Genomic DNA, 22,138 nt, shown 5'->3' on the forward strand with positions numbered 1-22,138 from the left:
CCACCCTAGCGGCGAGACAGAAGCAGAGCGACGGCAAGGCCGAAGGCGGCAGCCGCGCCGATGGTGGCGACTGGATGCTGGCGCACGGTTCGGCGCACTTCACGCGAGCCCCTTGCATAGCCGCGCTGCAAATCCTGCAGCAATTCTTCGCCGCGGACCGTGAGATCATCAAGTCCCGATTCGGCACTTGCGCGCCATTTCTTGCCGTGCTTTGCACCATTCTCGCCGATCAGCTTGGCAAAGGCCGCAACTTCTTCGCGCAGCGACTCGATCTGTTCTTCGATGGTTGCTTCGACATCGTGCAGGCTGCCGCCATTGCGCTTGCCGCGCGTCGAATGGAGGAAGGATGTGGCCATGTTCAGCTCCCTTTCGCTTTGGGCGCCCTTGGGCACCTGTTTTCGTGGTGATCGGGAATTCTCCGACACACCAGAACATTCCACGCTCGGAACATCGATTCCGACCGCGTCATCTCAACGCGCGGATGCAATAAAAAGTTCCGGATGTGCGGAGGTGCGGCGTCAGTCGAGCAGTGCGCTATGGGCGAGAACGAAGGGGGCGCCATCGGCGGGAACGCGGTTGACGCTCAGGTTGCAGCCGAAGACATGCTGCAGGTGCTGGTCCGTCAGCACGTCCTTGATCGATCCCGTGGCCTGCAGCCGACCGTTCTTTAGCAGGATCATCCGGTCGGCAAAAAGCGCGGTCAGGTTGAGATCGTGCATGACGGCGATGACGCCGCCGCCACGCCGGCAGAATTGCCGTGCAAGCGTCATGATGGTGAGCTGATGGCTGATGTCGAGGCTGGAAACAGGTTCGTCGAGCAGCAGCCAGCAAGGCTTGCCGTCGATGACGGGCTCGGAAATCTGGCAGAGCACGCGCGCGAGCTGCACGCGCTGCTGTTCGCCGCCGGAAAGCTCCTGATAGAAGCGGCCTTCGAATCCGCCGAGATCGACGGCGGCAAGCGCCTCCGTCGCGATACGATTGGCCTGCTCCGGTTGGCTGTTGCGGCCGCTTGTCAGGCCCATGCGTACGATCTCGCGGACGGTGAAGGGAAAGGATATCGCGCTTGCCTGCGGCAGGACGCCACGCATTTCAGCAAGCTGCCATGGCTCCAGGGCCTTGACGTCGACGCCGTTCATATGGATGCCGCCGCTATAGGCGAGCTCGCCTGAGATGGCTTTCATCGTCGTGGTCTTGCCGGAGCCGTTCGGCCCGCAAATGGCGGTCAGCGTGCCAGCCTCGGCTGTGAAGGATATATCCTGCACGACCGGTTTACCGGCAAGCCGGACGCTCAGATTGGAGACATCGATCATCGCGAACTCACAGGCTGAGGCGCGAGCGCTGCCTGAGCAGCATCCACAGGAAGAAGGGACCGCCAACACCGGCCGTCAGAATGCCGATCGGCAACTCAGCCGGAGAAACGATGGTTCGGGCAACCACATCGGCAACGACCAGCAGCGAGCCGCCCAGCAGCGCTGAGGCCGGCAGCAGGAAACGGTGGTCGGGGCCGATGACCATGCGCAGGATATGCGGTACGACGATACCGATGAAGCCTATGCCGCCGCTGACGGCGACGGAGGCGCCGACCGCCGCAGCTACGCTGACGATGGCGATATTCTTCAGCCGCTGCACAGATATCCCCATGTGGAAAGCGGCCGCCTCGCCGAGCGTCAGCGCATTCAGCCCGCGCGCCATGAAGGGAAGGGGCAGAAGCGAAAGGAGGATGATCGGGCCGGCACCTGCGACCTTGCTCCAGGTCGAGCCCGCCAGCGATCCCATGCTCCAGAAGGTCAGGTCGCGCAGCTGCCGGTCGTCGGCCATGTAGATGAGGATTCCGGTTGCCGCCAGTGCAAGCGAACCGAGCGCGATGCCGGCCAGCAGCATGGTCGCGATCGAAGTCTGCCCGTATCGGGTCGCAACCTTATAAAGCAATATCGTCGTTGTCAGACCGCCGATGAAGGCGGCGATCGGTAGGGAAAAGATCCCGAAGAGATGCGCGAGAGGGGCAAGCGCGCCTGCGCCGAGGACGATCATGGCAACGGCGCCGAGGCTGGAACCCGCAGATACGCCGATCAGGCCGGGATCGGCCAGCGGATTGCGGAAAAGGCCCTGCATGACAGTACCCGAAACCGCCAGCCCGCCGCCGATCAGGAAGCCGAGGACGGCGCGGGGCAGACGAATGTCGAAAATGACGATGCGGTCGCGGATGCCAAGCGTGCTTTCCGTGCTGCCCGTCAGTATGCCCGTTACGACATCGATGACCGAAGCATTCGACGCCCCTGTCGTGATCGAAAACAGAAAGGCCGCTGCCGAAACCACTACGAGGCTGGCGATGACGAAGATCGCAAGCGTGCTGCGATCCCCCTCGCGTCGGCGTGCCGTGGTTTGCGACATCTGCTTCAGCCCGGCCATGGCATCGTTGAATGCCACGTCAGCCCCCGTAGATCGCCGCGTTCAGCTCGCGAATGGCGCTGGCCGTCCGTGGTCCGAAGCCGAGCAGGTGCAGGCCGTCCATGCGCACGACCGCCTTGTGGCTCGCGGCGGGCGTCAGTGAAATGGCTGGCTGCTTCAGGAGGTCCTCGTTCGACATCGACAGCGGCCCTTCGCGATCCATGATCAGGATCACGTCCGGCTTGGCTTCGATGATCGCTTCATCCGTCACCGATTTGTAGCCGGAGAAGCCGCTGATCGCGTTGGTGGCGCCCGTGAGCTTGATAATGCCGTCGGCGGCCGTATCGGTGCCTGAGGCCATGATCTTGCCGTTCTGGTTGCTGAGCACGAAAAGGACGCGCTTGCGCTCGGCCTCCGGACGCTTGGCGGAATCATTGATGGCCGCGTCGAGATCGGCGGCGACCTTGCCTTCCAGGACCTTGGCCTTATCCGGCACGCCGAGCAGCGCGCCGACGACTTCGATCTTCTTCAGAATGCCGTCGCGATCGTAGGTCTGTGGTACGGTCTCGAAAGGCAGGCTGGCATTGCGCAACACGGCCAGCGCTTCCGGCGGGCCGGAGCCTTCGACGGCAATGATGGCGGTCGGATTGACGGCCAGGATGCCTTCCGGCGATAGCGCGCGCATATAGCCGACATCGGGAAGCTTGGTCGCTTCCTTCGGATAAAGGCTGGTGGAATCGCGGGCGATGAGCCGCTTTTCTTCACCGAGCGCATAGACGATCTCTGTCACATCGCCGCCGATGGAGACGAGGCGCGAGGTATCCGGCGCCTTGGCCGTTTCGGCGGCGTGCGCGTGACGCACGAAGCCGCCGAGCCCGGCGATCGGATTGGCAGGCACAAGCGGCAGAATCATCACCACCATGGTGAGTGCGACCTCGCACGGCCTGATGCGCTTCAAGTTCTTAAACATCGTCATGAACCATCTCTCACGCGGCAACGCTGGTGCCTGATCTCGTCAGGCTCTCCAGGATGGCGCGCCAATCTGGGCGCTCATCGAAGCCTTCTTTCCGCTTGCCGAAGAACTGGATAATCATCTCGCCCTGGGCGTTGTAGGCCTCGAGCGAGGTGACGTGGCCGTCCTTGGTCGGCTTGCGCACCACCCATGCCTCAGCAATGTGATCCAGCCGCAGGTGCAGATGGAAGGTCGGGTCCATGACATTGATCCAGGGACCCATGGTCTGCACGTTGTAGATCGGGCCGGAGTGGATCTGCACCGTTCCTTCATTGGCGACGAAGCACATGATCGGCAGGCCCTCGCGCACGCAGGCGTGCATCATCTCTGCGACGGCGCCGGTATCCAGCTTCCACGCATAATCGTCGCCGACGGTGCGGATCGCGTCCTGGCGGCCGATCTTCAGTTTCTTCAGCATACCGAAGAATTCGTGCGTATCGGTCATGCGACTCCAGTGGTCGCGCAGCTCGTCGCGGTTGACATCGCCATCCGTCGCGCCGTTGTCGTAACCGGAACGATCTTCGACGAATTCCTGCGACTGGTCTTCGATGCGCAGCTCTGCGACCATGGCGTGATAGGCTTCGACATTCGAATCGGGGCGCAGATGCACCTTGTGGACGGCATCGCCGGCCTTGTCGAAGAATTGCAGGCTGAGCCTCTTCTGATCGCCATCGGTCTTGGTGACGGCAAAGCCATGGACCCAGCGTTTGGGAAAGATGCGCAGGTCGATATTCTCGCCAAGCACGATCGCCGCCTGCGCGCCGAATTTCATGTTCTCATAGACGCCGATTTTCTCATGCACGGCGCTTTCGTTGCGCGACAGCGCCATGATTTCGCCGAGCGAGGCGATCCGCTCCAGGAAGCGATCGACGCTGGCATCGATGCGGAGGGCCGAAATGCCGACTTCGGCCGCGACGAGCGCCGCTTCGGAAATCTCGAGGCGGGCAGCGATGTCGCGTTCGCGCATCTTCGGGTTCTCGGCGCGGAAAGCGCGAATTTCGGCGGGGGTCGGGCGGCTCGTCTTATTCATCTGTCATGCCTATTTGTTGAGTATGAGTTTGCCTTGGCGTGTAATCTTCATGCGGTAGATGACGCCCTCGTGCTTGATCATGATTTCGGTCTGGCCCCGGAAAATATCCGTGCTCTCGACAACTCGTATCTGCGGTGCGGCCATGCATTGCACCGGCGGCGTAGGGGTCTTCTCAGCAATCATCCTGTTTAATTTTGCCTGAAAATTCATCGGGGGCCGAACCGTCGTGCGGCCAAATTTATCTTGACTCTCTTACTCATGGTTTCATAAACACACAATAGGAGACCTATAGAGTCAAGTTTAAAATTTCGACGATACACGCCAAGGCCACGCTGGTCGGGCGAGCGGCGTCAACACATACAGGAGACATGTCGATGCTGACGAAAACGATCTTGGCGCTCGTCGCCTCCGGGCTATTTGCCGCGGCATCTTCTGTTTCTGCTTTCGCTCAGGATGCAAGTTCCGCGGCACCCACATCGACTGCGCACAAGCTCACCGTCGAGCTCAATGCATTGGCTCCCTCGCCGAAGGGATGCATGATGACATTCGTTGCCGAAAACGATATGGCGACGCCGATCACCAAGATCTCTTTCGAGCTTGCTTTCTTCAACGACAAGAATGCCGTCGACCGGGTTACGGTGCTTGATTTCCGCGACCTGCCACTCGGCAAGAAGCGGGTGCGGCAATTCGATATGCCGGGCGTCAAGTGCGAAACGGTTTCCCGCATCATCATCAATGACACGCCGGTCTGCGATGGTCCGGCGGCGGGTGAGTGCAAGGCCGCTCTAGCTACGCGCTCGCAGACATCTGTTCCTTTCGAAGGCTGAACCATGGCAATGCGCTCGGCGAAAGTTTCCATGGAACGCCGTGCCAACGGCGGCTTGAATGACAACTATCCGAGCGTGCTGCCGGGCCACGAACTGACCGGCCTCGAGGGCGTGCCCCGACCACCGGCGGCCGAGGTTGTGGCGCATTACAGTCGTTTCACTCAGATCAGCTCCTATCCGGATCATCCGGCGGAGGCTTCGCCGGTTGAGGCGGCGGAGCACCTGCCGATGGACGCGCTGCCTGAGAGGGCGCGAGAAACGGTTGCCGAGCGCAAGACGTCGCTGCTTTTCTCCGGCGTGGGATCCTGCCTGTTCCATGCCGTTATCGTTATTGCGCTGCTGTTTACCTTCGTCGCCACGCCGGAAGAAGCGCAGGAAGAGGCGGGCGATACCGTCAGTGTCATCATGATCGGCAATTCCGATGCCGATCAGATGGCTGCGGGTGAGGAAACCCCGCAGACTGAGCCAGAACAGGTGACCGCCGAAGCCGTGCAGCCGCAGACGGTGCAGCCGACCGAAGTCACGCCCGAACAGGCGCAACCGCCGCAGCCGGATGTCGTTCAGCCGCAAGCAGTGGAGACGCAGCAGGTTCAAACGGCCGAGCCCGTCGAGCCCATTGAGCAGACCCAGCCCACTGCAGTCGCACCCGAGCAGCCGCAGATTTTGGCGACGCAGGCGCCGGCCGAGACGGCGGTCATCCAGCCCGCCGAACCGGTGCAACCTGTTGATAGTCAGGTTGCCGAAGCTCAGCCGATAGAGCCTCCGCCTGAGGTTGTGACGCCGGTGGAGAAGCCAAAGCCAGTTGAACGGCTGAAGGAAGTGAAGAAGCCGGTCGCAAAAGTCGGGAAGGTGAAATCGGGATCGCAAGGCGAGAGCGCCGAGAATTCGAAGAAGGGCTCTGTCGACGGGACCGAAGCGGCGCAATCGGATAATAATTCACAGGCAAGCGCGCGGCGTGCCGGTGCAGGTAACGCTGCCAGATCCGACTATGCGGGCAAAATACAAGCTTGCATCAGGCGCGCAATCAGAGGGATTTCAGCCAGAGGCAACAATGCGACGGTGGTAACGCGCTTCAGGGTTGATGCATCTGGTCGCGTGTCGTCTCCCACAATTTCAGTCAGTTCGGGCAATTCGAATGTCGACCAGGCGGTGCTCGTCGCGTTGCGGGGTGTTGGGTCGTGCTCTCCCATTCCTAGCGAGTTTGGTGTTTCGAGCATGCCATTTACGATCCCATTCTTGATACGTGGCTGACTGGCCATAAAATATGATAAAAATTCTCAACTTTATACTTTACTACAAAACTCATGTTTACTAAGGTCGCCTCACGCTCGGTGGAATCGAGCGTGGAAGAGCAACCAGCAAACGGGTGATGCATGGCGCGTAAGGGGAAGAGGGATTCTGGTCGCGAGAGCCGCGAAGCGCAGACAACGGTGCAGGTTTCCGGGAAATCCACTCTCGATGTGCGTAGCTTCCTCTATGTGGGCGGTCGCGATTGTCAGGTGGCGCATCTTCGCCAGATTGCCAGCAATTTCGGTGCCGAACTGATCCACCACGATGGCGGTCTTCGTGAAGCGGTTTCTCGCATCGACACGGTGCTACCATCGGTCGACTGTGTGTTCTGCCCGATCGATTGCATCAGCCATGATGCTTGCCTGCGGGTGAAGACGGGCTGCAAGAAGTTCGGCAAGGCGTTCATTCCCTTGCGCAACGGCAGCAAATCCAGCCTCGAGCGGGCGCTGCAGACCATGAAAGAACGAGACGCTTCAAGATGATCGATGATGGCCCTGACGGGTTCATGCTGATCGGCCTGCACAAGCTGGCCGCACAGAACAGCGATGGGCTGGTGCCCGAACTCTATGAATTGCTGATGCGCCGCGCCGAGGAGCAACGGCGGGCAGCAAATGTCGCGACATTTCCCGCCTGGAAGACGCGGCAGCCGGGAGAGGCACCGGAGCAGCCATTCGATGCAGCGAGCCGCAATGGCGCAAATGTCGTTGCCTTTGCGCCTGCCGTGGATAAGACTGTCGCCCGTCGAAAGAAGGTCTGATCGCCGAACGAGGTTGCCATGTACATCGCCATGAACCGCTTCAAGGTCGTCATCGGTTTGGAGGGCGAATTCGAAGAGGTCTGGAGGGGCCGCGATTCACGCCTATCGGAAGTGCCTGGTTTTCTTGAGTTCCGTCTCCTGCGCGGTAAATCCAGCTTGGAGGAGGGCTATACGCTGTTTTCCTCGCACACGACCTGGCACAGCGAAGAAGCTTTCATCAACTGGACGAAATCCGAGCATTTTCGCATGGCGCACCGCAATGCTGCCGATAACAAGCGCCTCTATTGGGGGCCGCCGCAATTCGAAGGCTTTGCTGTCGTTCCGGGGATTTGAGACAGCGTCGCCTACCTCGGTAAAATAGCTTTTCTCAGGCCTTGGTTGCACCGGTTCTGAAGAAAGCGCCGAGCGCAATCGCCGCCCAGCCGGCGATCATGCCCATTCCGCCCGTCGGAGCGGCCATCGGAAACAGCGAGCCGCCGCCGAAATGCCTGTTGATGAGATCACCGGCGAAGATCAGCGTTCCCAATCCCAGCAGGACAGCCGCAATCGGCGCGGTGCGGATACGGTCATAGCCGGCATAAAGCGCCAGGAGGGCAGGGGCGTGGGCGAGGCTCATGGTGGAGGCTGCACCGAGGAAATGCGTGTCGCCGCCATGAGTCGCTGCTGCGGCCAGTGCCACACCGCCACCGCCGAGAATGCCGGCGATAAACAGGGTGGCCGGACGGATTAAGGCGCCGATGCTCATGTTTTCCTCATTCCCTGTTCTGCATGTGGAAAGCCAAACGCTCGACCGGCTCCCAGATGATGGTCCGCAGCTTTTCGTTTTCGATGGTTTCGTCCATGGCGCGGCGGAAGCACAGCAGCCATTCGTCGCGCTCCTTCGGGCCGATGGCGGCGACGAAATGCCGGCTGCGCAGGCGCGGATGGCCGCGCTTCTCGATGTAGAGCTGCGGCCCGCCGAGATAACCGGTCAGATATTCATAGAATTTCTCCCGCGAGCCTTCGAGGCTCGGCGGGTGCACGGCGCGGCAATTGGCCGCCTCCGGCAGCGTATCCATCAGTTCGTAAAAGCGCGCAGTCAACGCCCGTACGGTTCGGTCGCCGCCGATCGCTTCGTAGAGTGTGATGGTTTCTTCGCTCAAGCCCAAGCCCCTGTTTGCGATGTCCTACATGGCAACTCACGGGCAAAGCCGCAACCGCCGAAGCGGTCAGTGCGGCGTTTCGGCGCTGGTTATTTTGCTGTTGTCAGCTGGAATGCGTCGCTTTCGCCGGGAATGAGTTCGAGCGGCCACACCGTCTGGTGTGTCTTCCTGGGGTATTCGTGGCTATAGGCGGGCATGCTGGAGAGCAAAATTTCCGCCAACTCGACGCCAAGATCGTGCACAGAGGTGCGGAAGCAGGTCAGCGCCGGCTGCAGGAATTTGGCGCGCGGCGCCTCGCGGAAGCTGACGACGGCAATGTTGCGACCTGGAACGATGCCGGCTTCCATGAGGCGGCGATAGAGGCCGATCGCCATCAATTCGTAGATCAGGATCACTGCGGTCGGCCTATCTTGCAGCTTCAGCAATTCGTCGCCAACCTGGTAACCACCCTGTTCGCTCGATTTGGCGCGAAGGACCAGTGCAGGGTCATAGGCGATGCCGTGCCGCTCCAGCGCCCGGCGATAGCCTTCCACGAAGATGATGCCGAGATTGATGTCGCTTGCCGGCGCGCTGATGGCGATGCGACGATGTCCATGCGCGACGAGCCGGTCGACGGCGGCATTGGCGACGCCATCAAAATCGAGGTCGGCCCAGGGGTGCTGCGTGCCTGACAGGCTGCGGCCAAGCGCTGCGAAGGGAATCTTGGCCTTGGCGAGCAGATCGAAGCGCTTGTCGACGCGTTGTGTCTCCGAAATGATGAGCGCATCCACGATCCGTCTCGCCACCATGCGCTTCAGATATTCGTAAGGGTCTTCGTCATGCGGGCAAGGGAGCATGATGAGATCGAGCTTGTGGCGCGAGAATACGCTCTGCAGCCCACCCGTCACCGTCAGAAAGAAATTGTCGCTGTTTTCAACTGTTTCCCGGCTGGACTGGATCATCAGGCCAATAACATTCGTCGTGCCCTGCCGCAGGCTGCGGCCGGATTGGTTGGCGACATAGCCGAGCTGCTCGGCAGCGGCGAGAACGCGCTTGCGGGTCTCCTCATTGACATCAGGCTTGCCGTTCAATGCGCGTGATACCGTGCCGATCGAAATATCGAGATGCTCGGCAAGCTGACGAATTCCCTTCATCGGCCGCAGTTTTCCTCCATGCGCCATTTTCCATAGTCCTCCTCTATTGACACAGGAAAATCTTTTCGCATAGTATCGTAAACGTTTACGGAGCGCGTGTCGTGAGGGGTTTACGCACCGCCCGCTGGAGGACATCGTGAAATTTAATGCCATTTTGTGCGGGTGCGGAGCTATGTCCAAGGGCTGGCTCAGGGCCATCACCTCGACGGCGGCGCTTGTCGAATCTATTCAGATTGTCGGCCTGGTCGATCTCAATCGAGCGACCGCTGAAAATCTTGCGAAAGAATTCTCACTCGACGGGGCCGTCATCGGCTCCGACCTCGCGGAGGTCATTGCTGCGACCAAGGCGGATCTGGTCTTCGATATCGTCATTCCGGCTGCGCGCTTCGGCGTCGTGTCCACGGCGCTGAAGGCTGGCTGTCATGTGCTGAGCGAAAAGCCGATGGCGACGTCGCTCGCCGAGGGCGCAGCGCTGATCGATCTGGCTGCTGAAGCCGGCAAGATCCATGCCATCATCCAGAACCGCCGCTTTATCTCCGGTATCCGTCGGCTGCGACGTTTCGTGGAGGAGGGGGCGATCGGCGCGCTGACGGGCGTTCATTGCGATTTCTTCCTGGGGCCGCATTTCGGCGGCTTCCGCGAAGAAATGGACAATGTGCTGCTACTCGATATGGCGATCCACACCTTCGATGCCGCCCGCTTCGTCTCCGGCAAGGTGCCGCTTTCGGTCTATTGCATCGAAAAGAATCCGGGAGGCTCCTGGTACAAGCATGGCGCCTCGGCGCATGCGCTCTTCGATTTCTCCGATGATGTCGTCTTCAGCTATCGCGGTTCCTGGTGTGCCGAAGGCCGGCGCACGAGCTGGGAAAGTGAGTGGCGGCTTACCGGCAGCAAGGGCATGCTAACCTGGGATGGTGAAGAGAATTTCGAGGCCGCCGTTGCCGGCAACGAGCCGGGTCTGCTGCACGGCTTTACGCCGATCGAGGTTCCCGGACCGAAGCATGAGGAGGAGACGCATGGCCATGCCAGTGTCATTGCCTCCTTCATCGAAGCGATCAAAACGGGCAAGCCGCCGGAAACGGCGAGCTCTGACAACATTCGCAGCCTGGCGATGGTCTTAGGCGCGATCGAGAGCGCCAAGACCGGCCGGCGCGTCGACATTTCAGCACAAGGATAATGACATCATGACAAATCCGGCAAAGGCCATCCGCATCGGCACGATGATCAGGGCGACGAACGAGGATGCAGCCCAGAATATCGCCAAGATCGCTGATCTCGGCTTCGAGAGCTTCGAGCCCTTCTTCTGGCAGACGACCAACGGTCAGAACCTTGCGGAGCTCGGCAAGCGCTGCCGCGAGGCCATCGGCGACCGCGACATCACGATCTCGACTCTCGGCATGTTCGGCAATCCGCTCGAAGAGCGCGAGATGGACCTGCAGACGCTGCAGGGCTGGAAGGATTGCATCGACAACGCCCATCATTTTGGCGCGACCTGCGTTGCCGGCTTCACCGGCCGTATCCGTAACCAGCCGCTCACCGACAGTCTGCCGCGCTATAAGCAGATCTGGAGCGAACTTGCCAAGCGTGCTGCCGACAAGGGCATCAAAATCGCCTTCGAAAACTGCGCCATGGACGGCAACTGGGCGACCGGCGATTGGAACATCGCGCATAATCCGGATGCCTGGGAACTGATGTTCAACGAGACTCCGGACGACAATCTCGGCCTGGAATGGGAGCCTTGCCATCAGATGGTCTATCTAATCGAGCCGCTGCCGCAGATCCGCAAATGGGCGAAGAAGATTTTCCACGTCCACGGTAAGGATGCAACTATCCGTTGGGACGTCATCAAGGAGCACGGCATCTTCGGCAAGGAGAAGTTCGTCTTCATGCGCACGCCGGGCTTTGGTGACAGCAACTGGACCGACATCATTTCCGAGCTGCGCTTGGCCGGCTGGTCCGGTTCCATCGATATCGAGGGCTGGCATGACCCGGTTTATCGCGATGCGCTCGAAATGACTGGCCAGGTTCACGGCCTGAACTATCTCAAGAGAAGCCGGGGTGGTGATTTCGTCGAGTAAAGCGCGCATTTGCGAATCTGCATCGATTTAGGAAGCGAGTTGTGCGTTAATGAAGTGCCCGGAGCGTCTGATGTTTCGGGCAGGACGGGTACCCAAACGGAGGAACTGCCGAGCGTCCGCTCCTTGTCCCATGTGACAGGCGGGCGCTTGGTGCAGATAAGAGGAAAACGCCGATGGCAGCGCGGGCCATGTCATCGGACAGATACCGTCACGGTTCGCATGGTGGAGGAGAATATATGAATATTTTTTCGAAGCTGGCGATCACAGCCGGCATGTCGCTTCTGTTGGCTGCCGGTGTGGCGCAAGCCCAGAGCAAGACATTTAACGTCTGGTGGTTCGAACTGCCGGACACTTCGCAGGCCAAGGCATGGACCAAGGCGCTCGAAGAGCTGAAAGCCAAGCATCCCGACGTCACGATCAATTTCGAACAGAAGACATTCGAGCAATTGCAGAAGGCTGGCAGCCTCATCCTCAATTCGGATCAGGCGCCGGATGTGCTTGAATACAACAAGGGCAATGCCACTGCAGGTCTCGTCGCCTCGCAGGGCCTGCTGACGCCGCTCGACGATCAATTCAAATCGCGCGGCTGGGACAAAATCCTCAACGAAACCAATAGCCAGCTCAGCAAATACGATGGCAACGGCATCTACGGTTCAGGCCCGATCATCGGCATTCCGGTCTATGGCGAATTCGTTTCGGTTTTCTACAATATCGACATGTTCCAGGCCAACGGCGTGAAAGTGCCCACCACGCTGGACGAGTTCGAAGCTGCGCTGGACATTTTCAAGAAGAAGGGCATTACGCCGCTTGCCTATGGTACGGTGGATTCCAACGCACAGCATCTGGTCTATACGCTGGCGCTGACGCAGGCTGACGACACCTGGGTCAAGAACTATCAGGGCCTCAAGGCACCGCTCGATACCAAACCCTTCCTGTTCGCCGCGCAGAAGATCGCCGACTGGGTGAGCAAGGGTTACATTTCAAAGGATTCGACCGGCCTGAAGGGTACCGGCGGCGCCGACAATCTCTTCTCGTCGGGCACAGCGCCGATGTTCGTCAGCGGCACCTGGAATAACGGCAACTTCGCGAGTTCGATCAAGACCTTCAAGTGGAGCCAGTTCATCTTCCCGACCCCGAAGTACAGTGTGGGTTCGACCGGCAACCTGTTCATGGTGCCGAAGAGTGCCAAGAACAAGGACCTCTCCTACGAGTTCATCGATCTCGTCCTGAGCAAGGAAAACCAGAACCTGCAGGCCAATCTCGGTGGCGTTGCCATCGCCGCCGATCCGGCCACGGTTACCGACGAAGTCGGCAAGCGCAATGTCGAACTCTTCAACCAGATCTCCAGCAAGGGCGGTCTTGGCTTCTACCCGGACTGGCCGGTGCCCGGCTATTACGAACTGCTGATCCAGGCGACCACGGGTCTTGTCAACGGTTCGACCACGCCTGATCAGTTCGCGGAGCGTCTGAAGAAGGCCTACGACGACGTGCAGGCGGCGCAGTAACACCATCGGCGACAATCACAACGGCAAGACGGCTTTCATGCCGCCTTGCCGTATCGGACTGGAGGATTTCGATGGATAAGTCGAAGAGCGCCGGCAGGGCGGGGTACTATCTCTATATGATCCCCGGCGTGCTGGGGTTTGTTCTTATCGTGCTCGTTCCGCTGATTGCCAATTTCGCCATCAGCTTTACGACATGGAAGGGCGGCGTCATTCCGCCGCGATATGTTGGCTTTGAGAATTACCAGCGGCTGCTTCACGATGCGGCTTTCTGGGGTTCCATCCAACATACGCTGCTGTTCATCATCTCGATGACGATCGTGCCCATCATATTGGGGCTGGTGCTGGCGGCGGTGCTGTTTGATTATATCAGTGCGCAATTCAGCCAGACATGGTCGAGTTTCTTTCGCGCAGGCTTCTACCTGCCGCAGATCCTGCCGCTGACAGCAGCCGGCGTGCTTTGGGCGTGGATTCTCAACCCCATCGGCATCATCAATGCGGTGCTGAAGGCAATCGGCCTCGATTTCATGGCGAAGAACTGGCTGGGGGATGCCACTTATGCGCTGTGGGCAGTTTCGGCCGTTATCGTCTGGGTGCAGGTGGGCTATTGCCTGGTCGTGTTCATGTCCGGATTGGCTCGCGTCGATCCTTCTCTCTACGAGGCTGCCGAGCTCGACAATGCGAGCTGGTTCGCGCGTTTTCGCGCCATTACCATTCCGATGCTGATGCCTGAAATCTTTGTCGTCGCGCTGACGACGCTGATCGCGGCGCTCAAGGTCTTCGCGCCGATCTATGTGCTGACGTCAGGTGGGCCGGACAATGCGACGACGGTTCCATCCTATCTGTCATACTACCATTTCTTCACGACGAACCGCGTCGGATACGCGGCAGCCATCGCGACGTTGCAGACGGTGATGACCATCATACTCGGCATCGTTTTCCTGCGTATGCAGTCGAAGCAGGCCGAAGGAGGGCATTGAGATGGCAACAGCATCCTCGATTTCCACACACACCGTTTCGACGGAGCATCGCGTAAGAAGCGGCTTCGGCCGCTGGGTCGTTCTAGGCATTCTCCTGGTTTTCCTCGCCGGCACGCTCTTTCCGTTCTTTCTCGCAGCAGTCAACGCCATCAAGACGCCTTCCGACTATGCCGCCAACGGTCCGCTTGCTCTTCCGCGCAGCTTCGACCTGACGGCGCTCAAGAATTTCTGGGCGACCGTCGATTTTCCCCGGAAGCTCTTCAACAGCGTTCTCATCAGCGGATGCACCGCCATTCTGGCCGTCGTCCTTAGCCTGCTGAATGCCTATGCCATCGGCATAGGGCGCGTGCGAGGAGGGCAAGGGGTTCTCGTCCTCCTGTTGATATCCATCATGGCGCCGCAGGAGGCTTTGGTCTATCCGCTCTACTATATGTCAAAGCAGGTCGGACTGTTCGACTCGATGCTCTCGGTTATCCTGATCATTGGCGTGCTGCATACCGCATTCGGGACCTATCTTTTGTCTTCGGTGCTGGCGACCTTCCCGCGGGAGATCATCGAGGCGGCACAGATCGACAATGCCAGCCGCTGGCAGATCCTCTGGATGGTGATCGTGCCGGTGCTCAGGCCGACGCTTGCAGTGCTCGCGACCTTCTTCTTCATCTGGACCTGGAACGAGTTTCTGATCCCGCTAGTATTCCTCGTTTCCAACAACAATCAAACCATCTCGGTTGCTATGGGCGTGCTGACGGGCGCCAATACGCAGGACCCGACGGCAATTGCCGCGGCTTCGCTGCTCGGCATAACGCCTACGATCATCTTCTTCCTTATTTTCCAGCGGACCCTGACGCGCGGTGTCGCGGTCGGTGCCGTCAAATAACCAATGCGGAAGCCCCGTTCGGCGAAAGCCGCCGGGCGGGGCGCGATGAATGGCAAGTTCGATGAATTCGATTTTTCCGCAGGAGGCGTAAAGTGGCAGGTATCAATATCAAATCCCTCACCAAGCATTTCGGTGCGGTGCAGGTTCTGAACGACATCGATCTGACGATCGAGCGCGGCGAGTTCGTTGTCTTCCTCGGCGGTTCGGGCTGCGGCAAGTCGACCTTGCTCCGCATGATTGCAGGTCTCGAGACGATCACCAGCGGCGAAATCTGGATCGGCGGAAAGCGGGTCGACCAGCTGCCGCCGGGCGAGCGTGGTGTGTCGATGGTCTTTCAGTCCTACGCGCTCTATCCGCACATGACGGTTCGCGACAACATGTCCTTCGGTCTGAAAAATATCAAAACGCCCAAGCACGAGATTGCCAGGCGCATCGAAGAAGCCGCAAAGATCCTGGAAATGCCACACCTTCTCGATCGCAAGCCCTCGGCACTCTCCGGCGGCCAGCGCCAGCGTGTCGCAATCGGCCGCGCTATCGTGCGTGAGCCGGATGTCTTCCTGTTCGACGAGCCGCTCTCCAACCTCGATGCCGGCCTGCGCACCCGTACGCGAGTCGAGCTAGCGCAATTGCATGAGCGGCTGGGCGCAACGATGGTTTTCGTCACCCACGACCAGGTGGAGGCGATGACGCTTGCCGACCGTATCGTGCTCTTGAACAACAAGAAGATCGAGCAAGTGGCGACTCCTGTCGAGATCTACACGCGCCCGGCGACGCGCTATGTCGCCCAGTTCGTTGGCTCACCCGGCATGAACTTTATCAACATAGCCGGCCTGGATGAAGCGGGCGGGCTAGCAACGGCGACCTTGCCGGATGGCTCGGTCATCAAAACGGCTGTCGCGCTTAACGGCCTTTCGAATTCCGGGCTGACGCTCGGTATCCGCCCGGAGCATCTGGTCGTGACGACGGCGGAGAAGGGCGATATCGGCGGCCAGGTCGAGACCGTCGAACGCTTGGGCGACCGTTCGCTCGTTCACGTTCGGCTCAAGGATGGCTCGAAGATCATCGGCACGGATCCCGGCATGACGACGATCACGACCGGCTCGCCGATCGCCTTCGCCGTAGAGGCAACCAAGGTCAGCATCTTCGACGAGAAGGATGCGGCTCATCATTCTGTAAACTGAGGAGGCAACAACACGAGATCACCATAAACAATTAGGCCTAGACACTACCGATTAGAGCGTTGACGAAACCGTCCAACTGGTATGTTATGTCGCCATGTCCACCGCCCACCATAGAAAAAAGCAGCCGTTGTTCGTTCGCCAGCAGTTGCTGGAGGTAGCGGCGCGACTTGCTTCCGAAAAAGGGATGACTGCGGTGACGCTGGATGCCGTTTCTGGCGCCTCCGGTGTCAGCAAGGGCGGATTGTTGCATCACTTCCCCAGCAAGAACATGCTGCTGGAAGCACTGTTCGACAGCCTGCTGGAGCGGCTGGACGCTGCGATCGAGGAAGCGATGCGCGCCGATCCGTTGCCGCATGGCCGCTTTACCCGCGGCTACCTGCATGCCTGCCTGGCGCTGCGCGATCAGCCGCAGGGTACGAAGGACTGGGCACAGGTGACGATGGTGCTGCTCACCGAGCCGCAATTGCGGCAGCGGTGGCATCAGTGGGTGCGCGAGCGCAGCGAGGAATATGTCGGCACGGACTCCTCGGTGGATGCGGCAATCGTCAGATTGGCGGCCGATGGGATCTGGCTTGCCGACCTGCTCGGCAGCCACGACTTGGACGAGAGTGCCCGTCAAAGGCTGATCGACCGGTTGATCGAGCTGACACAGCTCTAGCCCTATCGGAGATAATGGAATGGCGAACGCATCGGTCTATGCAATGCTGCTGGTCGCGATCGTGCTTGAAGTGATCGGCACGACGGCATTGCAGATGTCGCAGCAGTTTACGCGCCTCGGCCCGACGGTCGTTCTGGTGATCTGCTATACGGCGGCGTTCTATTGCCTTTCGGTAACGTTGCGGGTCATCCCGGTGGGCATCGCCTACGCCATCTGGAGCGCGCTTGGCATCGTGCTGATTTCGATGGTGGGCGTGGTGCTTTTCCGGCAAAAACTCGATCTCGCCGCGATCATCGGTCTCGCATTGATCATCGCTGGCGTGCTCGTCGTGAACCTCTTTTCAAAATCCGTGTCGCACTGAAAACAGAGGTGTTGTTCATGGTTGCTTTTGGCTTTGTCAAATCGCTTTGAACGCATTATGTCTTGCGCTGGATAGGCTGATGGAGGCTTGAAATACGGCGCTTTCCCAAAGCGCTTTGGATCGCATAACCTATTCAATCCTAATGGTATTAGAGGAGTGCCGTAATGACTATTCGTGCCGTCGTTTGGGGCGAGAACATTCATGAGCAAACAAACAAGGTCGTCGCCGAGATCTATCCGGAGGGCATGCATAACACCATCGCCAAGGCGCTGAATGCCGATGCCGGCATCGAGGCGACCGCTGCAACGTTGCAGGAGCCTGAGCATGGCCTCAGCGAAGCCCGCCTGAAAGACACCGACGTCCTTCTATGGTGGGGCCACAAGGATCACGGCGCCGTCAAGGACGAAATCGTCGAGCGCGTCGCCAAGCGGGTGTGGGAAGGCATGGGCCTCATCGTGCTGCATTCGGGCCATTTCTCCAAGGTCTTCAAACGCCTGATGGGGACGCCCTGCGCGCTGAAATGGCGCGAAGCCGGTGAGCGCGAGCGTCTCTGGGTCATCAACCCCCGCCATCCGATCGCAGCTGGGCTCGGCGAGCATTTCGAGCTTGAGAATGAGGAAATGTATGGCGAGCAGTTCTCCGTTCCGGAGCCGCTGGAAACCGTGTTCATCTCATGGTTCCAGGGCGGCGAAGTCTTCCGCTCTGGCATGACCTGGCGTCGCGGTGCCGGTAACATCTTCTATTTCCGCCCCGGTCACGAGACCTATCCGACCTATCACAACGGTACGGTTCAGAAGGTTCTGATCAATTCCGTAAAATGGGCCTACAACCCGCTCGGCACTCAGGCCAGCATCCATGATGCGCCGAATGTGCCCGTCGAAAAGGCGTTGGAGCCGATCGTCGAACGCGGCCCGAAACTGCATCAAGCCGGCGAAGCCGGTTATCGCTGAGGTATCAGATGCGTCTCATAGTAGTTGGCACGGGCGGCATGGCGAAGAACCATGTGGAGCATTTCGCCCGCATTCCTGGCGTCGAAATCGTCGGCGCCGTCGATACGGATGCGACGAGGCTCACCGCCTTTTGCGATACGTTCGATATCAAGAAGCGCTTCTCATCGCTGGACGAGGCGCTAGCCTGGGGTGAGTTCGATTCCGTGACCAACGTCACGCCGGACAAAGCTCATAATCCGACGACGCTTCCGCTGCTCGCTGCCGGCAAGCATGTTCTCTGCGAGAAGCCTCTCGCGGAGAATTATGAAAAGGCTCTGGAGATGACGGAAGCTGCCGAAAGGGCAGGGGTCGTCAATATGGTCAACCTGACCTACCGCAATGTCGCGCAGCTGCAGAAGGCGCGCGAGATGGTGATTTCGGGCGAGATCGGCACGGTCAAGCATGTGGAGGCGTCCTACCTCCAGAGCTGGCTCGTCTCTAAGGCATGGGGCGACTGGCGCAGCGAGTCCAAGTGGCTGTGGCGCCTGTCGACGGGCCACGGCTCGAATGGTGTTCTCGGCGATATCGGCATCCATATCCTCGACTTCGCCGCCTATGGCGCCGCGACCGATATCGATCACGTCTTTGCCCGTCTCAAGACCTTCGCCAAGGCTCCCGGCGAGCGCATCGGCGAATATACGCTCGATGCGAATGACAGCTTCTCGATGTCGGTCGATTTCGCCAACGGCGCGCTCGGCGTCGTGCACGCGAGCCGCTGGGCGACGGGGCATCTGAACGAGCTGAAGCTCCGCATCTATGGCGAGCGCGGCGGCCTGGAAGTGTCCCATAGCCCCAACGGTTCCGAACTGCGCGGTTGCCTGGGCGATGATACGGAAACGGCGACGTGGAGGGTGCTTGAAGTACCGCCGGTTCCGACCAACTATCAGCGCTTCGCTGACGCTGTCATGACCGGCAGCAGCCAGGACCCGAGCTTCAGACACGCTGCGAACTTGCAGCGTGTTCTGGATCTTGCCATGGTGACTGAAGTTGAACGGCGCGAACTGAAGGTCTGACATCATAGTCAGCCTTCAGACAAGGCCTTGGGAGTGCACGCATGTCTACCGAGGAAAAAGTTGCCAGCCACTACACGCACGGATCGCTGGAAACGGCGATCCTGCAAACGCTTGCGGCCGACGGCAAGGATGTCGACAATCTTCGCATCCGCGATCTGGCTGACGTCGATGAATTCCATTTGGGGCGACATGCCGCAACGGTGGATTTCGCGAGGGATCTCGATCTTTCTGCAGGCCTGCGTCTTGCCGATATCGGCTCCGGCCTTGGCGGGCCTGCCCGCCATTTTGCCGACTCCTACGGATGCATCGTATCGGGCATCGATCTCACCGAGGAATTCGTTCAGGTCGCCAATTTGCTGACGGCCCGCTGCGGTCTGGAGAATCTGGTTTCCTTCCGGCAGGGCAGCGCGTTGGCATTGCCTTTCGAGAGCGGCAGTTTCGATCGTGCGACGCTCATTCACGTCGGCATGAATATAGAGGACAAGGCGAGACTGTTTTCCGAGGTCAGGCGCATTCTCAAGCCCGGCGGCCGTTTCGGGCTTTATGAGATCATGCAGATGCGCGAGGGAACGCTCTCCTTTCCGATGCCCTGGGCTATGGAGTTGGAAACGAGCTTCGTCCGCAGCCCCGATATATATCGCCATCTGCTTGACGAAGCCGGCTTCACAGTGGAGATCGAGCAGGATCGTAGTGCTCTCGCAATCCGATTGGCACATGAAGCGCGCGCCAGGGCCGCTGCGGCGGGCGAGGTGCGAGACCAGGGTGTCCGTACGCTGATGGGTCCGCGGGCCGGTGAGCGCATGAGCAACGTCAACGTGTCGGTCGAGGGCGGCCTGCTTGCGCCGATCGAGATGATTGCGCGGGCGGTGTGACGGCCGCTGCCCGTTGACAGCGATGGGCCTGTTTCTGTATGGAAAATATAACGGTAATGGATTTCTGCCGGGCCTTGGTGGCCGAACCGCCGCTCTGATTTTCTCAGGGAAGCTGATGACTCCTACTCAATGCGCCTAAAAGGCGAAGGAGTAGAGTCATGCCTATTATCTTACCGTTGTCCCACTTCTGTTTCTTGTTCACTGTCCCCGGAAGACCGTGTGTCGGCTTCGCGGGAGGGGCAAACTGATGTCCGCATCCGCCTATTTTCATCATCGTTTTCAGCAATTTCGCAGTCTTTTCAAATGGATCGTTCTCGTGGTGCCGATGGCTGTGGTCGTCGGCTCGCTCTGCGCGCTGTTTCTCTGGAGCCTCGACAAGGCGACGGCCGCGCGCTTCGATCATCCCTGGCTGATTTTCCTGATGCCAGTTGCCGGTTTCCTCATGGTGCTGGTCTACCAGCGCTTTGGCCGAGGCTCGGAAGGCGGTAACAATCTGATCGTAGACCAGATTCATGAGCCCGGTGGCGGCGTGCCGCTGCGCATGGCTCCCTTTATCCTGGTCTCGACGGTTCTGACGCATCTGGTCGGTGGTTCGGCGGGACGCGAAGGGACAGCGGTGCAGCTCGGCGGCAGCATTGCCAGCGCCTTTGCAAAGGTGTTCCGGCTCACCCACGCCGAGATCCGCATCCTCCTCATGGCGGGAATCGCCGCGGGCTTCGGCGCGGTGTTTGGCACGCCGATCGCCGGTGCTGTCTTCGCTCTCGAAGTTTTGACGATCGGGCGGATACAATATGAGGCGCTGATCCCGAACCTCGCTGCTGCGATCGCGGCCGATTGGACGTGCCATGCCTGGGGCATCGAGCATATCCAGTATCACATCGGCTATCTCTCAGGCACGCCGGTCAGCACGTTCCATCTCGATGCGCTGCTGCTCATCAAGGTCGGGCTTGCCGGCGTCATCTTCGGTTTGGCCGCACGTTGCTTCAGCGAGCTCTCGCATGCTGCGTCGGCGGCGTTCAAACGGTTCTGCGCCTATGCGCCGCTGCGGCCGGTCATCGCCAGCGCGGTCCTGATCGGCCTCGTTTACCTGCTCGGCACCCGGCAATATCTCGGGCTTGGTGTCTGGTCGCCCAACCCAAGCGATGCGACGATCCTCGGCTTCTTCGATCCCGCCCATGTCGACTACTGGAGCTGGTTCTGGAAAGCGCTTTTCACGATCGTGACACTCAGCTCCGGCTTCAAGGGCGGCGAAGTGACGCCTCTGTTCTTCATCGGGGCTGCACTCGGCAATGCGCTTGCCGCCATTCTTGGCGCACCGGTCGACCTCTTTGCTGCGTTGGGCTTCGTCGCCGTCTTTGCCGGTGCCACCAATACGCCGCTTGCCTGTATGATCATGGGGATCGAGCTGTTCGGCGCGACGCATGCCGGCTACCTCGCTGTCGCATGCTTTCTTGCCTACATCTGTAGCGGCCACACCAGCATCTATCTCTCGCAGAGGCTCGGCGTCGCCAAGAGCGCGGCTTCCGATAACATCCCAGCCGACACGCCGCTTCGCCATATTCGCGAGCGCAGCTTGAAGACGCGGCGGGAAAATGCCCATAAGGTCGGAAAGGTTTGACGCAAGGACGGCTGGAGGTTGTCGTGCTCTATCTTGTCGTGTTTCTCGGTGCCGGATTGGGCGGTGCATTCCGTCTCGGTGTCAACGAGGTCGCCGCCCGCCTGCTCGGGATCGAGTTTCCATTCGGCACGTTGATCATCAATGTGCTTGGTGCCTTCATCATGGGGCTGCTGACGGAGTATTTCGCTTTTCGCGGCGGTATGTCGCAGGAGATGCGGTTGTTTCTGACAACAGGCCTTCTAGGTGGATTCACGACGTTTTCGACCTTTGCGCTGGAGAGCGTCGTGCTCTGGGAACGCGGCCAATGGATGCCGGCCATCGTCTATGTGGGCCTGTCCGTTTTCCTGTCGATTACAGCCGTGATAGCAGGGCTTGCAATTGTCCGGCTAATAATTCAGGCTCAAACAGCTTAGTGATTGGAGATCGGCAG

27 protein-coding genes are annotated in these 22,138 nt (G+C 59.7%); 18 read left to right on the plus strand and 9 right to left on the minus strand.

Going from position 1 to position 22,138, the window contains the following annotated elements:
* Positions 1-5: 5 nt before the first annotated feature.
* The 6 genes from PH558_RS02420 to hemP all read right to left on the minus strand — a co-directional run bounded on the left by PH558_RS02420 (position 6) and on the right by hemP (position 4,613).
* Positions 6-356 (minus strand): glycine zipper domain-containing protein, encoded by a 351-nt coding sequence (locus PH558_RS02420; RefSeq protein ID WP_095436335.1) that lies wholly within the window; start codon positions 354-356, stop codon positions 6-8.
* Positions 357-518: 162 nt separating this feature from the next.
* Positions 519-1,310 (minus strand): heme ABC transporter ATP-binding protein, encoded by a 792-nt coding sequence (locus PH558_RS02425; RefSeq protein ID WP_285201964.1) that lies wholly within the window; start codon positions 1,308-1,310, stop codon positions 519-521.
* Between the two features lie 7 nt (positions 1,311-1,317).
* Complete coding sequence (locus PH558_RS02430) at positions 1,318-2,409, minus strand: FecCD family ABC transporter permease (RefSeq protein ID WP_483314127.1); 1,092 nt, start codon at positions 2,407-2,409, stop codon at positions 1,318-1,320.
* 19 nt (positions 2,410-2,428) lie between these two features.
* Positions 2,429-3,364, minus strand: a complete 936-nt coding sequence (locus PH558_RS02435; protein WP_285201965.1) for a heme/hemin ABC transporter substrate-binding protein — start codon at positions 3,362-3,364, stop codon at positions 2,429-2,431.
* A 10-nt stretch (positions 3,365-3,374) separates the two neighbouring features.
* Positions 3,375-4,430, minus strand: coding sequence for a hemin-degrading factor (locus PH558_RS02440; protein WP_285201966.1), 1,056 nt, complete (start codon positions 4,428-4,430; stop codon positions 3,375-3,377).
* Positions 4,431-4,439: 9 nt separating this feature from the next.
* Positions 4,440-4,613 (minus strand): hemin uptake protein HemP, encoded by a 174-nt coding sequence (hemP, locus tag PH558_RS02445; protein ID WP_285202723.1) that lies wholly within the window; start codon positions 4,611-4,613, stop codon positions 4,440-4,442.
* A gap of 191 nt (positions 4,614-4,804) precedes the next feature.
* On the opposite strand from hemP, the gene PH558_RS02450 reads away from it, so the two are divergent.
* The 5 genes from PH558_RS02450 (at position 4,805) to hmuQ (ending at position 7,637) form a co-directional block, all read left to right on the plus strand.
* Complete coding sequence (locus PH558_RS02450; protein WP_095436334.1) at positions 4,805-5,257, plus strand: hypothetical protein; 453 nt, start codon at positions 4,805-4,807, stop codon at positions 5,255-5,257.
* 30 nt (positions 5,258-5,287) lie between these two features.
* On the plus strand, positions 5,288-6,508 hold the full coding sequence (locus PH558_RS02455; RefSeq protein ID WP_285201967.1) for a TonB family protein: 1,221 nt from the start codon (positions 5,288-5,290) through the stop codon (positions 6,506-6,508).
* A 122-nt stretch (positions 6,509-6,630) separates the two neighbouring features.
* Positions 6,631-7,029, plus strand: a complete 399-nt coding sequence (locus PH558_RS02460; RefSeq protein WP_095435572.1) for a DUF2325 domain-containing protein — start codon at positions 6,631-6,633, stop codon at positions 7,027-7,029.
* Complete coding sequence (locus PH558_RS02465; RefSeq protein WP_285201968.1) at positions 7,026-7,304, plus strand: hypothetical protein; 279 nt, start codon at positions 7,026-7,028, stop codon at positions 7,302-7,304. The genes PH558_RS02460 and PH558_RS02465 overlap by 4 nt, the downstream gene beginning before the upstream one ends.
* An 18-nt stretch (positions 7,305-7,322) precedes the next feature.
* Positions 7,323-7,637 carry a heme-degrading protein HmuQ gene (gene hmuQ, locus PH558_RS02470; RefSeq protein WP_113395443.1) on the plus strand — a complete coding sequence of 105 codons (315 nt, stop codon included), beginning with the start codon at positions 7,323-7,325 and terminating at the stop codon, positions 7,635-7,637.
* Between the two features lie 34 nt (positions 7,638-7,671).
* On the opposite strand, the gene PH558_RS02475 is transcribed toward hmuQ, so the two are convergent.
* The 3 genes from PH558_RS02475 to PH558_RS02485 all read right to left on the minus strand — a co-directional run bounded on the left by PH558_RS02475 (position 7,672) and on the right by PH558_RS02485 (position 9,579).
* Positions 7,672-8,049 carry a DUF423 domain-containing protein gene (locus tag PH558_RS02475; RefSeq protein WP_285201969.1) on the minus strand — a complete coding sequence of 126 codons (378 nt, stop codon included), beginning with the start codon at positions 8,047-8,049 and terminating at the stop codon, positions 7,672-7,674.
* Between the two features lie 7 nt (positions 8,050-8,056).
* Positions 8,057-8,446, minus strand: coding sequence for a group II truncated hemoglobin (locus PH558_RS02480; RefSeq protein WP_285201970.1), 390 nt, complete (start codon positions 8,444-8,446; stop codon positions 8,057-8,059).
* 89 nt (positions 8,447-8,535) lie between these two features.
* On the minus strand, positions 8,536-9,579 hold the full coding sequence (locus tag PH558_RS02485) for a substrate-binding domain-containing protein (RefSeq protein ID WP_285201971.1): 1,044 nt from the start codon (positions 9,577-9,579) through the stop codon (positions 8,536-8,538).
* Between the two features lie 136 nt (positions 9,580-9,715).
* Here PH558_RS02485 and PH558_RS02490 point away from each other — a divergent pair, with 136 nt between their 5' ends.
* From PH558_RS02490 to crcB, 13 genes are all read left to right on the plus strand, one after another.
* Positions 9,716-10,756, plus strand: coding sequence for a Gfo/Idh/MocA family protein (locus PH558_RS02490; protein ID WP_285201972.1), 1,041 nt, complete (start codon positions 9,716-9,718; stop codon positions 10,754-10,756).
* Between the two features lie 7 nt (positions 10,757-10,763).
* Positions 10,764-11,657 carry a sugar phosphate isomerase/epimerase family protein gene (locus tag PH558_RS02495; protein WP_285201973.1) on the plus strand — a complete coding sequence of 298 codons (894 nt, stop codon included), beginning with the start codon at positions 10,764-10,766 and terminating at the stop codon, positions 11,655-11,657.
* A gap of 236 nt (positions 11,658-11,893) precedes the next feature.
* Entirely contained in the window at positions 11,894-13,162 is a 1,269-nt protein-coding gene (locus PH558_RS02500; protein WP_285201974.1) for an ABC transporter substrate-binding protein, read from the plus strand.
* A 71-nt stretch (positions 13,163-13,233) separates the two neighbouring features.
* Positions 13,234-14,139: a carbohydrate ABC transporter permease gene (locus PH558_RS02505; protein ID WP_095435563.1), complete on the plus strand. Its 906-nt coding sequence runs from the start codon at positions 13,234-13,236 to the stop codon at positions 14,137-14,139.
* A gap of 1 nt (position 14,140) precedes the next feature.
* Positions 14,141-15,016, plus strand: coding sequence for a carbohydrate ABC transporter permease (locus PH558_RS02510; protein ID WP_095435562.1), 876 nt, complete (start codon positions 14,141-14,143; stop codon positions 15,014-15,016).
* A gap of 92 nt (positions 15,017-15,108) precedes the next feature.
* Complete coding sequence (locus PH558_RS02515) at positions 15,109-16,197, plus strand: ABC transporter ATP-binding protein (RefSeq protein WP_095435561.1); 1,089 nt, start codon at positions 15,109-15,111, stop codon at positions 16,195-16,197.
* Positions 16,198-16,291: 94 nt separating this feature from the next.
* Positions 16,292-16,855, plus strand: a complete 564-nt coding sequence (locus PH558_RS02520) for a TetR/AcrR family transcriptional regulator (protein WP_095435560.1) — start codon at positions 16,292-16,294, stop codon at positions 16,853-16,855.
* Positions 16,856-16,874: 19 nt separating this feature from the next.
* Positions 16,875-17,216, plus strand: a complete 342-nt coding sequence (locus PH558_RS02525; RefSeq protein ID WP_285173182.1) for a DMT family transporter — start codon at positions 16,875-16,877, stop codon at positions 17,214-17,216.
* A 164-nt stretch (positions 17,217-17,380) separates the two neighbouring features.
* Positions 17,381-18,166, plus strand: a complete 786-nt coding sequence (locus tag PH558_RS02530) for a ThuA domain-containing protein (protein ID WP_285201975.1) — start codon at positions 17,381-17,383, stop codon at positions 18,164-18,166.
* Positions 18,167-18,174: 8 nt separating this feature from the next.
* Positions 18,175-19,218 carry a Gfo/Idh/MocA family protein gene (locus PH558_RS02535; RefSeq protein ID WP_095435557.1) on the plus strand — a complete coding sequence of 348 codons (1,044 nt, stop codon included), beginning with the start codon at positions 18,175-18,177 and terminating at the stop codon, positions 19,216-19,218.
* Positions 19,219-19,259: 41 nt separating this feature from the next.
* Positions 19,260-20,090: a class I SAM-dependent methyltransferase gene (locus tag PH558_RS02540; protein WP_285201976.1), complete on the plus strand. Its 831-nt coding sequence runs from the start codon at positions 19,260-19,262 to the stop codon at positions 20,088-20,090.
* A 247-nt stretch (positions 20,091-20,337) separates the two neighbouring features.
* Positions 20,338-21,708, plus strand: a complete 1,371-nt coding sequence (locus PH558_RS02545; protein ID WP_285201977.1) for a voltage-gated chloride channel family protein — start codon at positions 20,338-20,340, stop codon at positions 21,706-21,708.
* 23 nt (positions 21,709-21,731) lie between these two features.
* Positions 21,732-22,121, plus strand: coding sequence for a fluoride efflux transporter CrcB (gene crcB / locus PH558_RS02550; protein ID WP_095436332.1), 390 nt, complete (start codon positions 21,732-21,734; stop codon positions 22,119-22,121).
* Positions 22,122-22,138: the final 17 nt, after the last annotated feature.

The organism is Rhizobium pantanalense (genome assembly GCF_030182525.1).
Classification (GTDB): Bacteria; Pseudomonadota; Alphaproteobacteria; order Rhizobiales; family Rhizobiaceae; genus Rhizobium.